12 protein-coding genes are annotated in these 13,491 nt (G+C 70.0%); 7 read left to right on the top strand and 5 right to left on the bottom strand.

The genetic code is table 11. The features are described from left to right. Positions 1-18: 18 nt before the first annotated feature. Positions 19-1,116 carry an NAD(P)-binding domain-containing protein gene (locus ABTY62_RS43920; RefSeq protein ID WP_352135044.1) on the bottom strand — a complete coding sequence of 366 codons (1,098 nt, stop codon included), beginning with the start codon at positions 1,114-1,116 and terminating at the stop codon, positions 19-21. Positions 1,117-1,619: 503 nt separating this feature from the next. On the opposite strand from ABTY62_RS43920, the gene ABTY62_RS43925 reads away from it, so the two are divergent. After that, the gene (locus ABTY62_RS43925) at positions 1,620-1,934 is read left to right on the top strand and encodes a hypothetical protein (protein ID WP_352134998.1); all 315 of its coding nucleotides are present in this window, start codon (positions 1,620-1,622) and stop codon (positions 1,932-1,934) included. A 308-nt stretch (positions 1,935-2,242) separates the two neighbouring features. Here ABTY62_RS43925 and ABTY62_RS43930 read toward each other — a convergent pair whose 3' ends face one another. After that, entirely contained in the window at positions 2,243-5,383 is a 3,141-nt protein-coding gene (locus ABTY62_RS43930; RefSeq protein ID WP_352134999.1) for an AfsR/SARP family transcriptional regulator, read from the bottom strand. Between the two features lie 283 nt (positions 5,384-5,666). Between ABTY62_RS43930 and ABTY62_RS43935 the strand changes: the two genes are divergently transcribed. Beyond that, positions 5,667-6,920, top strand: coding sequence for a hypothetical protein (locus ABTY62_RS43935; RefSeq protein ID WP_352135000.1), 1,254 nt, complete (start codon positions 5,667-5,669; stop codon positions 6,918-6,920). Next, positions 6,917-7,444, top strand: a complete 528-nt coding sequence (locus ABTY62_RS43940) for a hypothetical protein (protein WP_352135001.1) — start codon at positions 6,917-6,919, stop codon at positions 7,442-7,444. The genes ABTY62_RS43935 and ABTY62_RS43940 overlap by 4 nt, the downstream gene beginning before the upstream one ends. On the opposite strand, the gene ABTY62_RS43945 is transcribed toward ABTY62_RS43940, so the two are convergent. From ABTY62_RS43945 to ABTY62_RS43955, 3 genes are all read right to left on the bottom strand, one after another. Then, on the bottom strand, positions 7,339-9,489 hold the full coding sequence (locus tag ABTY62_RS43945) for an ATP-binding protein (RefSeq protein WP_352135002.1): 2,151 nt from the start codon (positions 9,487-9,489) through the stop codon (positions 7,339-7,341). The genes ABTY62_RS43940 and ABTY62_RS43945 overlap by 106 nt on opposite strands. Positions 9,490-10,006: 517 nt before the next feature. Beyond that, positions 10,007-10,186 carry a hypothetical protein gene (locus ABTY62_RS43950; RefSeq protein ID WP_352135003.1) on the bottom strand — a complete coding sequence of 60 codons (180 nt, stop codon included), beginning with the start codon at positions 10,184-10,186 and terminating at the stop codon, positions 10,007-10,009. Between the two features lie 4 nt (positions 10,187-10,190). Then, positions 10,191-10,514, bottom strand: a complete 324-nt coding sequence (locus tag ABTY62_RS43955; protein ID WP_352135004.1) for a hypothetical protein — start codon at positions 10,512-10,514, stop codon at positions 10,191-10,193. A 236-nt stretch (positions 10,515-10,750) separates the two neighbouring features. Between ABTY62_RS43955 and ABTY62_RS43960 the strand changes: the two genes are divergently transcribed. The 4 genes from ABTY62_RS43960 (at position 10,751) to ABTY62_RS43975 (ending at position 13,459) form a co-directional block, all read left to right on the top strand. Further along, complete coding sequence (locus tag ABTY62_RS43960; protein ID WP_352135005.1) at positions 10,751-11,614, top strand: helix-turn-helix domain-containing protein; 864 nt, start codon at positions 10,751-10,753, stop codon at positions 11,612-11,614. 1 nt (position 11,615) lies between these two features. Beyond that, positions 11,616-11,831 (top strand): DUF397 domain-containing protein, encoded by a 216-nt coding sequence (locus ABTY62_RS43965; RefSeq protein WP_352135006.1) that lies wholly within the window; start codon positions 11,616-11,618, stop codon positions 11,829-11,831. 39 nt (positions 11,832-11,870) lie between these two features. Further along, on the top strand, positions 11,871-12,797 hold the full coding sequence (locus ABTY62_RS43970; protein ID WP_352135007.1) for a hypothetical protein: 927 nt from the start codon (positions 11,871-11,873) through the stop codon (positions 12,795-12,797). An 86-nt stretch (positions 12,798-12,883) separates the two neighbouring features. Next, the gene (locus tag ABTY62_RS43975; RefSeq protein WP_352135008.1) at positions 12,884-13,459 is read left to right on the top strand and encodes a hypothetical protein; all 576 of its coding nucleotides are present in this window, start codon (positions 12,884-12,886) and stop codon (positions 13,457-13,459) included. Positions 13,460-13,491: the final 32 nt, after the last annotated feature.

Raw genomic sequence — 13,491 nt, forward strand, 5'->3', positions numbered from 1 at the left:
GGCGCCCTCTCAGACCTCTCAGACCGACGAGACCAGCGCGGTGGCGCTCTCGGGAGCGGCCGTGAGCAGCTCCCGGATCTCGTGTACGGCGGCCCGCCCGGCCCGGTTGGCGCCGACCGTGCTGGCCGACGGGCCGTAGCCGACCAGGTGGACACGGGGGTCACGGAGCGCCCTCGTTCCCTCGACCGCGATCCCGCCGCCCGGCTCCCGCAGCCTCAGCGGGGCGAGGTGGTCGATGGCGGCGCGAAAGCCCGTGGCCCACAGGATCACGTCGGCGTGCACGGACCGGCCGTCCGCCCAGACCGCCCCGTCCGGGGTGATCCGCTCGAACATCGGCTGCCGGTCCAGCACCCCCTTCTCACGGGCCCGCTCCATCGCCTCGGTCATGGGCAGCCCGGTCACGGACACCACACTCAGCGGCGGCAGCCCGCGCCGCACCCGCTCCTCCACCATCGCGACGGCCGCCCGCCCCTGCTCCTCGCCGAAGGGCCCGGAGCGGAAGACGGGCGGCCGGCGCGTCACCCAGGTGGTCTCCGCGGCCACCCCGGCGATCTCCAGCAGATGCTGCACACCGGAGGCCCCGCCCCCGACGACGATCACCCGCTGCCCCGCGAATGCCTCCGGTCCCGGGTACTGGGCGGTGTGCAGCTGCCGCCCGCGGAACGTGGCCTGCCCGGGGTAGCGGGGCCAGAAGGGGCGGTCCCAGGTGCCGGTCGCGTTGATCAGCGCGCGCGTGGACCACACGCCGGCCGAGCTCTCCACCCGGAGCCGCCCGCCGTCCCCCTCGCGCACCGCCGCGACATCGGCCGGGCGGACGATCCGGAGGCCGAAGGCGGACTCGTAGCGGGTGAAGTACTCCGTGATGACCTCGGACGACGGCCTGCTGTCGTCCGCGCCGGTCAGCCGCATGCCCGGCAGGTCGTACATCCCGTGCACCCTGCCGTACGTCAGCGAGGGCCAGCGGAACTGCCACGCGCCGCCCGGGCCGGGGGAGTGGTCGAGCGCCACAAAGCCGGTGCCCGGCTCGTACCCGGCCCGCCGCAGGTGATAGGCGCTGGACAGCCCGGCCTGCCCGGCCCCGATCACCACGACGTCCACCTCGCGCACCGCAGCCATGTCGTTCACGCTTCTACTAACTACGGGGTTCGGCCGGATCTTCCCGCCCGGCGTCGGCTGTCGGGATCCGCATGCCACGGCTCTCGGCGACACGCAGCGCGTCGTGCAGTGCCTCGGCCAGCCGGTGGGAGAGAAACCGGAGCTCCCGGGCGGACACATGGCGGGTGCGCAGCCGCCGCGCGCGTGCTTGAGGAGATCACTCCCGGTGTTGAGCTGGACGTCCTCCATCTCGTCGGCCAGCTTCGACAGGCGGCTGTTTGCGCCGCCGTCGGTGACGAGGTAGCAGGGCTGACCGTTTGCTCCGGGCCAGGGGAGCAGGCGGGGACGGGATGCGGGCATGGCGGCTCCACGGTGTGCGAGGTGCTGGTGTTCGCTACGGCACGTGATGAAGCGGTAGCGGAAACGGCTTCCGGTGCAAGGGCATTGAGGGCTCCAGGCGCATCTGGACCTATCCCGTCGAGCGCGATGCCGCCCTCCAGAAGGCGGCGAAGAGGGACCAGCAGGTGCGCCGGGCTCTCGCCACCTGGTCGGCGTGTTTCGTGGACAAGGGCGGCAAGCGGTACGCGGATCCGAAGGCCGCGTACGGGGACAAGGCGTGGCGGCGGGGCAAGGACGGCAACACCGCGCACACCCGGCGGGAGGTGGCCACGGCCGTCCCCGACATCGAGTGCAAGCGGGAGCACAACACCCTCGGCGTGTGGTGGGCCGCTCTCGCCGAGCGTCAGCGTGCCGACATCCAGCGGAACAAGCACGACTACGACGCGGTGCGCGGCGATCTGGAGGTGTTGCCGAGCAACGTACGAAAGGCCCTTGGGTGATCAGTTTCGGGGTGAAGGGTGTAGAGTTGATCAAGGAACCGCTCATGTGATCGGATATCGACCCCCCAACTCTTGCAGAGGTCTTGGTGCATCGCACTCTCAAATCTGCCCTTGTCGCAGCCGCTGTTGTTGCCGCGCTCGCGATAGGAGCCATCGCGCTGAGCGTGGATGGCGCGAACTCGGCCAGCCAGTCGATGACTGTGCAGGCCAGAGAGTCGCAGTGGATGTGGGTGATCCCGCAGGGCGCGGGTGGCCACCTGGGCGCCTGACACGGATCCCGGCCCGGCGAAACCGGCTCCTGTATGCCGTCAGGAGCCGGTCAAGCGCTGGTCCGCGAGGAGAGACCGGAGTGTTTCCGCCTCCGTCTCGGCTTCGAGGCTTCGGTACAGGGCGATCGCCTGCTCGCCATACCGGCGGGCCCGTTCGACGTGGCCCGACAGCAGAGCGGTCCGTGTGAGCCCGGCGAGCGCGTGCGCGGAGCCGAGCGGGAAGTCGGCGGTCCGGGCTATGTCCAAGGCTTGTTCGAAGAGCGTCAGGGCGTCGCCGAGTCGGCCCGACTTCTGCTGGACATCGGCCATCCCGAGCAACGCACGCTGGCGCTCGTAGGAGTTGTCGATGCCGCGGGCGACTTCTTCGGCCATGGTGAAATGCAGCAATGCCTCGCGCTCGCGCTTTGTCGCGGCGTACGCCGTGCCCATGCTGATCAGCACGTTCACCTCGCCCAAGGCGTCGTGGCCGGCCCGGTGGCTGTCGAGTGCGCGCTGAAAGCAGGCGAGTGCTCGATCCGTCCGTCCGGTCGCCTGGAAGACGGCACCCAGGTTGGTGTCAAGGATGGCCAATTCCTGGCGGGCGCCACGCCGCTGGGCGAGCGCCAAAGAGCGCTCGTAGTAGTGGCCGGCTTCGTCGTAGCGGCCCTGGCGAAAGTGGAATTCGCCCAGATTATTCAGGGCCTTCACCTGCCCGGCCTCGTCCTGAAGCGCCTCGTACAGGGAGAGCATGGCCTCGACCTTGTGGAGGGCATCGCCGTAGCGACCCGCAAAATACAGCGCCGCTCCCTGTACGTTGAGGCATTCCGCCTCTCCCGACCGATCGCTGACCGTCCGGTACAGCGCCGCTGCCTGGTCGAGGGTGCGCAGGGCGATATCTCCGCGGCCCCCCGCCAGGTGGGCACGGCCCTGCTGGAGGAGGGCGTCGGCGCAGCCGTGCGGATCGTTGAACTCCTGGAAGAGAGCCAGGGCTTCCGTCGCGCAGAGCTGGGCTTCGTCGTGCTGTCGCTGTGCCGACACCTCCGCGCGCTCCACGAGGGTTCGGGCAAGTGCCGCCCGGTCGCCTCGTGAGCGGAGGGCGGACACCGCCGCGTCGTAGAGTTCGGAGGCGATGCCCCAGGTGCCCCACAGCTTGAGCGAGGTGGCCAGGGCGTGCGGGAAGAGCGCGGCATGGCTCGGTGACTCGGCCGCGGACACGCGGGCGATGGCCAGGAGGTTGGCGCGTTCCAGGGAGAGCCACACCGTCGCCTCGTCCGCGTCGGTGAACCGGGGCGCCTGTGCGGCCTTCCGCTCCGGTGGCAGGGGCAGCGTGTGACGGGACGGACGGGCGAGGTGAGCGGCGCGGTGGGTGGCGGTGAGGTAGTAGTCGAAGAGCCGGTCGACCGCTCGGTGGCGGACGGCTTCCGACTCCACCTCGGAGCAGATCTGGAGGCCGAAGGCGCGGCCGAGGTCATGGAACCGGTAGCGGTCGCGGATGGGCTCCTCGAGCATGTGGCCGTCCAGCAGCGTCTCCAAGCTCTTGCGGACCGGCGCGGCGTCCAGCCCGGTGAGCGCGATCGCGGCGTGGAGGGTGATGTCGGGGCCCGGGTGCAGGGCGAGGAGGCGGAACAGCCGTTGCGCCGGACCGCTGAGCTCGGCGTAGGAGAGCCGGAAGGCCGACGCGACCGCGTCATCGAACTCCTCCAGGGGGTCCGCGGCCTGGGTCAGCCGGTCGAGGAGGTGGTGGAGGTCCCAGGAGTCCCGGTGCCGGAACCGGCTGGCGAGCCACTGGAGGGCGAGGGGGTGGCAGCCGCAGGCAGCGACGACGTCTCTGAGGGCCGTGGTGTCGACGGACAGGCGGGCACGGCCCGCGATGCGGGTGAAGAGGCCGGCGGCCTCCGCCTGCGACAGCACGTCCAGGAACAGCGAGGTGGCGCCGTCCAGTCCGGCGAGCCGGTTCCGGCTGGTCACGATCACCCGGCAGCTGGGAGCGCCGGGCAGCAGGGGCATCACCTGCGCGGAGTCACGGGCGTTGTCGAGGATCACGAGCACGCGGCGGCGGGCCGTCCACTGGCGCCATTTGGCAGCCCGCTCGTCGATGGAATCAGGGAGGGGCCCGGGCGATTCGGATGCCTGGAGCAGGGCCGCCAGCGCCTCCGCGGGGTCGTGCGGCGGACGGTCGCTGTACGCGTGCAGGTCGAGGTAGAACTGCCCGTCGGGGTAGGTCGTACGCAACTCGTACCCCGCGCGAAGGGCGAGCGCGGTCTTGCCGACCCCGGGCATGCCGTGGATGACGGTGAGGGGCAGGGAGGCCGTGCCGCTGCCCGAGGAGGCCTGGTCCGCGAGCAGGATGCGCAGTTCGGCCGCGCGTCCCGTGAAATCCCGGGTGACGCGCGGAAGATTGTTGGGGGCCGCGGCGGTATCCGCTTCGGAATCGCGTTGTGTCTCCAAGAGCGCGCGATCTTGCTTGAGGATGCGCTCATGGAGTTCCCGGAGCTCCAATCCTGGCTCGATTCCCTGCCCGTTTTTCAGAAGCCGACGTGTGGTCAGGTACAGGGCGAGCGACTCGTCATGCCGCCCGCAGCGGTAGAGCGCCAGCATGAGGGAGCAGATCACCTTCTGCGCGAGAGGATTCTGCGCGGCGAGTTCCTGGAGTTCGCCCACGAGATCCGCGTGTCGCCCCAACTCCAGCTCCAGACGAATCCGTTCCTCCCGCACCAGGCGGTGGTCCTCTATGAGCCGGGCGCGAGCCGAGGCCGCCCACGCGCAGCCGAACTCGGTCAACGGTTCGCCCCGCCAGAGGGCTTCTGTGGTACGGAGCAGGCGCACGGCCCGTCCTCGCTCACCCCGCTCAGTGGCCGCCCTCGCTTCCGTACGGAGCTTCTGGAAGCGCAGCAGGTCGATGGCGTCCGGGGCGGCGCGGAGCTGGTAGAGCCCGGGGGAGGGTCGTTTCACCTCGGCGAGATCGCCGACGGCCCTGTTGAGGCGTCCGCGCAGCCGTGACAGATAGCTGTGCAGCGTGTCCAGGGCAGTCCGGGGCGGGTGGCCGTCCCAGACGCGGTCCATCAGCGTTTCGGCTGTGACCGGCTCACCCCGGGCATGGATCAGTACGGCCAGCACGCACCGTTCTTTCACCGAGCCAAGCGCGTGTTGTCGATCGTGATGCCATAGTTCAAGGGGTCCCAGAGCAAGAAGTTCCACCATCGCCCCCGATGGGTGTGCTACTTCCTGCCGCCTCCGGCAGCGCCCGCACCTTCGCGCGACACTCAATTTACTGTTGTCGTCCACCCGGGGGTAGCGGACAGAGGCGCACGGGTGCGCGACGGGGCGCACATGCGCCATGGTCATTTCCCACACGTGGAGTGCAGGATTCCTGCAAGTCGGCCATCCACCCCGGAGGGCAACGATGTTGTGGCGACAGCCTAACGTCGCCGCCGACGGGACCGAACAACCGGTCCGGAGTAGGGAACCGGGGGGATTGACCTCGATGAACGTGGTTTTACAAGGAGTGCACGGGCCTCATGTGCCGGTGCGCCTGGACGTCGAGCGCTGGGCCACATGCCAGATCCGCAGGAGGGTCCTGGCGGTGGTGCACACCGTGACCGCCGGGCGGCGGCTGCTCGACGCGGTCCGGCTGCTGGAGGGCGACTCCCGAGTGCAAGTGGTGTTCACCTCGGCGCCCGACGTGTTCAGCAACGGTGTGGCAGCGTTCCTGAACGGGCTCAAGGGGCTGGTGCTGCCGTGGAGCCAGGCGGTGCAGACGCCGTTCGACCTCGCGCTGGCCGCGGGCCACGGCAGCCTCCACGAACTGCACGCTCCCGTGATCGTGCTCCCGCACGGCGCCGGGCACAACAAGATCGTCCCTGGGGCGAACCGGGGCCACCGGGTGGGACAGCGAGGGGTGTACGGCCTCAGCAGGCAGCGGCTCGTCCGGGACGGTGTGCTGGTTCCCGAGACGCTTGTGCTGGCGCATCAGGAGGAGCTGACCCGACTCGGCCGCGAATGCCCCGAGGCACTGCCTGCCGCGGAGGTGGTGGGCGACCCCTGCTTCGACCGCATCACCGCGAGCCTTCCCTCGCGGGCGCTGTACCGGGAGGCCCTACGCGTCCGGGCCCACCAGCGGCTCGTTCTGGCCTGCTCCACCTGGGGACCCGACTCGCTGCTCGGACGGCGGGAGGAACTGCTGGCGCGGCTGGTCGGCGAGCTGCCGCGCGAGGAGTACCGGATCGCCGTGCTATTGCATCCGCACGTATGGAACGCCCACGGCGAATGGTCGATCCAAAGCTGGTTGGCCGGCCTCGTCCGGCTGGGGCTCACCGTGATCAGCCAGTACGCCGACTGGGTCGGGGCGCTTGTCGCGGCGGACTACATCGTGGGCGACCACGGCTCCGTCTCGTTGTACGGTGCGATGACGGGCGCTCCCGTGCTGCTGGCCAGTGTCCCCGACGCCCATGTGGATCCCGCGTCGCCACTTGCCGAGTTGAGCTCGTTCGCGCCCCGGGTACAGGACGACCGGCCGCTCCGCAGGCAGCTCCACCGTAGCTCCGTGACCTATCAGTCGGACCGCCACCAGCGGGTCGCCGCACGGATCAGCTCGGAGCCGGGGCGGTTCGCCCGGAAGATGCGTGCGCTGATGTACCGCAAACTGCGGCTGCGGGCTCCCGCGGCCCGGCCGGTCGCAGAGCCCGCGCGGCTGCCGTTCGTGGTGCACTACGACGAGCCCGGCAGCGTTGTGTCATGACCGCGCTGAGAATGGTGGTGTCCGAGCAGGTCGAGGGGCAGGAGGCGGTGCGCCGCATCCGAGGCGTGCTGAAGCACCCGGAGTTGGGCGGCGAGATCGTGGACGAGCATCTACGGGTGGAGCTCCCGGCCCCGGGCAAGTGGTCGACGCTCGCCGATGTGCTGCTGGCCACCGGCGAGGGACAGGACGGGATCGCGGAGCTGCGGGCCCACCACCCGGGCGCGCTGGTGGTCGCGGTGTACCACGGCCCCCGGTGTCGGCTGTGGCTCGGGCCCGGCGGCCATACGCTCGCCCTCCGGGCCCGCCGGCCCTCGCCGGTGCCGCCCTGGGGCCTCTGGGCTTCCCTGGCCCACACCTGGCTGGTGGCCGGACTGCCGGTCACGGCACTGGCATCGGTGGTGGTGCGGCTGCCGAGGGTTCAGTCCTCGGCGCGGTGCTCCCACTGGGCGAGCCGCGCTCGTACCGCCTGGGCGCCCTCCGACTCCGCGCGACCCACCGATTCGTACAGATCGAGTGCCTCCTGATAGCGGCCCCGGGCGAGGTCCGGCGACCCGCGCCGCTCGGCGAGCCGGGCCAGGCTCTCCAGGGTGCGGGCCGTCTCGTAGTCGGCGGCCATGCCACGCAGTGTCGTGAGCGCCGTGGAGAGCAGGTCTTCCGCCGGGTCGAGCAGGTCGCGGGCGAGGTATGCGCGGCCGAGCAGTGTGGCCGCGCGTGCCGCGTTGTACGCGTCGCCCGCCTCCCGCAGCGTCGCGCAGGCGGCCTCGGCGTCGGTGGTCGCCTTCTCGAGCAGCCCCTGTGTGAGCGCGACGTCGGCCAGGTTGAGCCGGGCCAGACCGCCTGCCCGTCGGTCACCGCACGCCGGTAACTCCGCGGCGGCACGCTCGAAGAGCTCGGCCGCCTGGTCCAGGCGGCCGAGTCTTTGGTGCGCCAGCCCCTGATAGTTGAGGGTGCGTGCGTAGCCGAGCGAGTTGCCGGCGGCTCGGAACGTCCGCGCCGCTCGCTCGAACATCTCAAGGGCGCGTTCATGGCTTTCCAGACCGAGCTCACCCACCCCGCCGGAGGTGAGCATCCGGCACTGTGCGGCCCTGTCGCCCAACTCCTCGGCCGCCACCAACCCTTCCTGGTGCGCGGCGCGCCACTGGTCGTAGAACTTGCGCCGCAGGAACAGCGGCCACAGGGCGTCCGCGAGCTGCCAGGCGACGGCCGGGAAGCCCGCGGGGCGCGCGCGGTGGATCACGGTCATCAGATTGGGCAGCTCACTCTCCAACCAATCCAGCGCTCCCTCGGTATCGTCGCCGAGGTCCGCCGTGATCACCGGGCCGGGACCGTAGCCGCGGGGCATCGTGCGATGCTGAGGGTCGACGATCTCTTCGGCGCGGGTGGCGGTGGCGAGATAGTGGTCGACCATGCGGCGCAACGCGGCGGCGCGCTCCTCGGGTGACTCCTCCTCCTCGGCCTTCGCCGTGGCGTGCAGCCGCACCAGATCGTGGAACCGGTAGCGCTCCTCCCCGACGTCGATGAGCAGATTCGCGTTGTGGAGCGCGTCGAGAACGTCTGTCGCATCCCCGACCAGCGCCGCTTCGGCCACCGTACTTCCGAACTCCGGTCCCGGGTGCAGCCCGAGAAGCCGGTAGAGGCGTGCGGCATCGGGGGACAGCCCCTGATACGACAGGTCGAGCGCCGCCCGCACGTTGTGGTCGCCTTCGATGGCCAACGCCTCCAAACGGCCGCGTTCCTCGGTGAGCGCGCGGACCATCGTCGTGATCTTGCGCAGTGGGCGCGCCGCGAGCCGGGCGCCGGCGACACGTACCGCCAGCGGCAGCCCGGCGCACAGTTCGACCAAGGCGCGGGCTTCGTCGGGCTGGGCAGCCACCCGGTCGTCAGCGAGGGTGACCTCCAGCAACTCGATCGCCGCCTCCGTGGCAAGGGGGTCGAGATGCAGTGCGTGGCAGCCGTCCACGGTCAGGCCCGGCATCCGCTGGCGGCTGGTCACGGCCGTGATGCTCAGGCCCCCCGGCAGCAGCGGCCGGACCTGGGCGGCGGTGGCGGCGTCGTCGAGCAGCACGACGAGCCGTCTGCTTGCCGTCAGGGAACGGAACAGCGCCGCTCGGTCGGCGAGGGCCGTGGGCATCTGCTTGGCCGGGACGCCGAGCGCACGCAGAAAACGGCCCACCACCTCATCGGGGGCCGCGGGACCGCTCGGGGACTGCGCGCCCAGGTCCGCGTAGAGCTGGCCGTCGGGAAAGTGCGGGCGCAGCGTATGCAGCCAGGTCAGCGCGACCGCCGTCTTGCCGACCCCGCCAAGACCGCTGACCGCGGCCAGCGTGGGACAGCCTTCGCGGGCACTGCGGGCGCGGTGCTGCTCCAGCGCTGCCAGCTCCGCCGTGCGGTCGGTAAGGCGAACCAATGGCGGCAGCTGCCAGGGGGTTTGCGGTGATCGCCCATGGTCGGCTCGCTCCGCGCCGGCCTCGGCGCGAATGTGGATCCCGCCGTACACCGTCCCTGCCTGGACCGCAGGTCCGTGCACCGTGCCGCTCAGCTCGTTGTGACCGTGCTCTTGCCCCCGCATTGAATCCCCCTCCGAAGGCGTGAGTAACGGATTCCGCACGACATCCTTTCCGTGTATGCAACCGATATCCATGGTGAGGGAAGACGGCCGTGAGGGAAGGCGGCTTCCTGCCGGCGACCCTGTGAGAATTTGAGGAGTTCGGCGAAGGTGCCACCCGTGTGGACGGCCGCTCCTGGGCGCCGGCTGAGGTCAACCATGTCCTCCTGCAAGCTCATTGCGAATGATCGGGCGCACAGGGGCCAACGACAGGAGCGGCGTCATCGGCACACGTGTTTCAGACGGGTCGGATTCCGCATGGCAGCGCGCCCCGCACAGCGTGTGGGATGCATCCACCCTTGGAGCGCGGGGGGACGCCCCGCGCCCGGTGCTGGCCGAAACGCCGACGTCCGACGCCGGACGGGATGGCGGCGCGGGGGTGCTACGGCTTGCTGGATGCGCCTGCGGGCGCGGCGCCTGGACGGCACCGCCCGTGAGCGGACGTCGCATATGTCACTGACGACGGCGTGCTGCTGACGTATCATCCGTTGGCGTCGCCCGGCGCCAGATCCCCCGCCGCGCTGATGAATACCACGGTGCGGCCGGAGGCGTCCGCCGCGGGGTAGTCCGCTTCGCCGGCGGATTGCGCCCCGTCGTCGGTGACGTTGATCCGCCGTATCGTGCCGGTGCGCCCCTCGTGCACCGCAGCTATGTCGTTCACGCTTCTACTGACTATGGTCCGCGGCCGGGCCTTCCCGCCCGGCGGCTGTCGGGATCCGCATCCCACGGCTCTCGGCGACGCGCAGCGCGTCGTGCAGCGCCTCGGCCAGCCGGTGGGAGAGAAACCGGAGCTCCCGGGCGGACACATGGCGGGTGCGCAGCAGCTCGCGCGCGTGCGTGAGGAGATCGCTCCCGGTGTTGAGCTGGACCTCCTCCATCTCATCGGCCAGCCTCGACAGGCGGCTGTTCGCGCCGCCGTCGGTGACGAGGTAGCAGGGCTGCCCGTTCGCTCCGGGCCAGGGGAGCAGGCGGGGACGGGATGCGGGCATGGCGGCTCCACGGTGTGCGAAGTGCTGGTGGGGTGGTGTCCGCTACGGCATGTGATGAAGCGGTAGCGGAAACAGCTTCGGGTGCATAAGAGATGGTGCGCAAGGTGACAGGTAATTTCCGTCCTAGATGGCATATGTGACTGAGTGGGCGAGTAGCTCCTAGAGTGCGGCTTTCGGTGCAAGACTCAGAACCCGCACCACGGCATGGAAAGCTCGACCCACCGGGAGGCATACTCGTGGCAGCACCAACGGGACCGACGGTCCGTCGCATGCAACTCGGCTGGGAGCTCAAGCGGTTGAGAGATAAGGCCGGATTCACCCTCGCGGAGGCGGTGGACGGGTTGACGTTCTCCACGACGAAGCTCTACCGCGTGGAGAACGGCCTCTCGGCCCTGCCCAAGTCGGCAGACCTGCGGGCGCTGTTGGACCGATACGGGGTGGAGGACGAGGAGGACGTGGACTTCCTCACGGACATCCACCGGGACTCGCTCAACCGGGGCTGGTGGTCGCTCTTCCGCAGTGTCCTGCCGTCCGGGATGGGGATGTACATCGGGCTGGAGAGCGGCGCTCGTAGTGTCCGGGCCTGGCAGCCGAACGTGGTGCTGGGCCTCCTCCAGACCGAGCGCTACGCCCGGGAGATGTTCCAGGCCGCCAAACCGGTTCACGAGACGACGACCGAATTCGTCGAGCGCCACATCCAGATTCGTATGGAGCGCAAGCGAGCCCTGACCCGCAGAGACAACCCGCTGCAGCTCTGGGTCATCCAGGACGAGGCCTCGCTGCGGCGGGTGGTCGGCAGCCGGGAGGTGATGCGCGAGCAGTACGAGGAGATTCTCAAGCTCGCGAGGCTCGACAATGTGACGGTCCAGATCCTGCCGTTGTCCACGGCCACCTACCGGACCGGGGCCAACTTTAACCTGTTGGAGTTCGGCACCCCGCTGCCGACGGTCGTACAAAGCGATGCGGCCGAAGCGTCGGAGATCAGCGACAAGGACATCACCATTTGGGCCTTCGCCCGCAGATTCGAGGCGTTGCAGGCGGGGGCGCTCGCTCCCGGTGAAACACCGGCATTTCTGCAACAACTAGCGCGAGAGGTCTGACATGACACACCACATAGCATCCGACGTCGCCCCGGATGGCGGGTGGTTCAAGTCCTCGTACAGCGAGAACAACGGCACCGCCTGCGTCGAGATCGCCCACCTCCCCCGTACCGCCCAAGTCGCCATCCGCGACTCCAAGGAGGGCGTGACCGGCCCCGCCCTGGTCGTCTCCGCCGCCGCCTGGGCCGCGTTCATCACTGACGTACCAGGGCGGTAAGGTCCGCCTCTTGGGTGGGACGTCCCGGGAGGTTGTTCGATGGTGTCGAAGCGCGCGCGGTGGTGGCCGGCCGCCCTGCTGACCGTGGTGGCGGTAACGGGCTGCGGCGCCGGCACCGACGCGCCCTCGTCGCCGCGCGTGAAGGGAGTGCCGGAGGTCAAGGACGAGAAGGACCTACCGGCTCTCCCGCTCGACGGTTACCGACTCAGCACCGAGGAGAGCAAGCGGTTCGGCAAGGCCCAGCGCCTTCTCGCCCAGCGGTGCATGATCCGCCTCGGGTTCACCGACTTCCCCGCCGACCCCAAACCCCCACGCAGTTACGCGAGTTCGCTGCTGACCATCTCCGGTACGTCGACATCGCTGGGACCGCTCGACCTCGACCAGGCCAAGCGGTGGGGCTACGGCTGGGAGCCGAAGCGCCGTAAGGCGCTGGTACCGACCGGACGGGCGATGACGGACGCCGAGTACGCGGCCCTGTATGGCATGTCCACCAGCGGAGCCGCCCCGAAAGGGAGCAAGTCCTCCGAGCGGGGGTGCTCGGGGCGGGCGAACGAGCAACTGCTCAAGGGTGTCGCGGACTCCAGGCGCATGTGGACCCTTCCCGCTGCGCACGATGCCGATCTGCGGAAGGCAGTGCAGAAGGACCGGCAGGTGCGCCGGGCCTTCGCCACCTGGTCGGCGTGCGTCGTGGACAAGGGCGGCAAGCGGTTCGCGGATCCGATGGCCGCGTACAGCGACAAGGGGTGGCGGCGGGGCAAGGACGGCAACACCGCGCACACCCGGCGGGAGGTGGCCACGGCCGTCGCCGACATCGAGTGCAAGCGGGAGCACAACACCCTCGGCGTGTGGTGGGCCGTCCTTGCCGAGCATCAGCGCTCCGACATCCGGCGGAACAAGCACGAGTACGACGCGGTGCGCGGCGATCTGGACGTGCTGAGGGGCAACATACGAAAGGCTCTCGGCTGAGCGCCCACCTCCGTCGTCCGGGGGAGAACGGAGATGGGTCACGTCGGCGATGTGCGGCAACACCCGTCGCAATGATGATCGTCGGCATGAGCAAACCCTTCGCTTTCATCGCCGCCCCGCTCCTGGTCATCGTCTACGCGGTCATCCGCATCCTGGACGGTCTGGATGGCGAGCGCGGCCCCGGTCTCGCCTGGATGACCGGTCACCTGGCCTTCCTCGCCGCGTTGCTGCTGTTCGTCCCGGTGTTCCTGGACCTGCGACGACTGGCGGGCGGCGGCAGGTTTGCCACATGGACGGTCGCCGTCGCCCTCGCCGGCACCGCCTGCACCGTGGCCCAGATCGCCGTCGACATCGTCATCGGGGCATTGGCCACCGACCACGACGACATGCGGGCGATGTTCTCCGACGTCATCAAGGTCCCCGGGGTGGACATCGTCGTCTACACGGTCGGACCGGTGCTGTTCTTCCTCGGCCTGGTTGTCGTGTTCTGTCGGCTCGCGGTGGCCCGTGCCGTTCCGGCCTGGCAGGCGGCGCTCGTCGTGACCGGAGCGCTGGTATTGCCGGCCGGGCTCGATCTGCTGCCGGTCGCGGGCGTGTTGCTGTTCGCCGGACTGGCGCCGTTCGCCCGCCGCGTCGCCCGTGGCGCCACGGCGCATGCCTGAGGTCCCGCCGAACGCCTCCCGTGGGAGAATCC

Origin of the sequence: Streptomyces sp. NPDC097640 (genome assembly GCF_040302705.1) — a bacterium.
GTDB lineage: Bacteria > Actinomycetota > Actinomycetes > Streptomycetales > Streptomycetaceae > Streptomyces.

Coding starts and splice junctions, on each gene's coding strand:
- ABTY62_RS43920 (WP_352135044.1), bottom strand. CDS start 1,116: ATGGCTGCGGTGCGCGAGGTGGACGTCGTGGTGATCGGGGCCGGGCAG.
- ABTY62_RS43930 (WP_352134999.1), bottom strand. CDS start 5,383: ATGGTGGAACTTCTTGCTCTGGGACCCCTTGAACTATGGCATCACGAT.
- ABTY62_RS43935 (WP_352135000.1), top strand. CDS start 5,667: ATGAACGTGGTTTTACAAGGAGTGCACGGGCCTCATGTGCCGGTGCGC.
- ABTY62_RS43940 (WP_352135001.1), top strand. CDS start 6,917: ATGACCGCGCTGAGAATGGTGGTGTCCGAGCAGGTCGAGGGGCAGGAG.
- ABTY62_RS43945 (WP_352135002.1), bottom strand. CDS start 9,489: ATGCGGGGGCAAGAGCACGGTCACAACGAGCTGAGCGGCACGGTGCAC.
- ABTY62_RS43955 (WP_352135004.1), bottom strand. CDS start 10,514: ATGCCCGCATCCCGTCCCCGCCTGCTCCCCTGGCCCGGAGCGAACGGG.
- ABTY62_RS43965 (WP_352135006.1), top strand. CDS start 11,616: ATGACACACCACATAGCATCCGACGTCGCCCCGGATGGCGGGTGGTTC.
- ABTY62_RS43970 (WP_352135007.1), top strand. CDS start 11,871: ATGGTGTCGAAGCGCGCGCGGTGGTGGCCGGCCGCCCTGCTGACCGTG.
- ABTY62_RS43975 (WP_352135008.1), top strand. CDS start 12,884: ATGAGCAAACCCTTCGCTTTCATCGCCGCCCCGCTCCTGGTCATCGTC.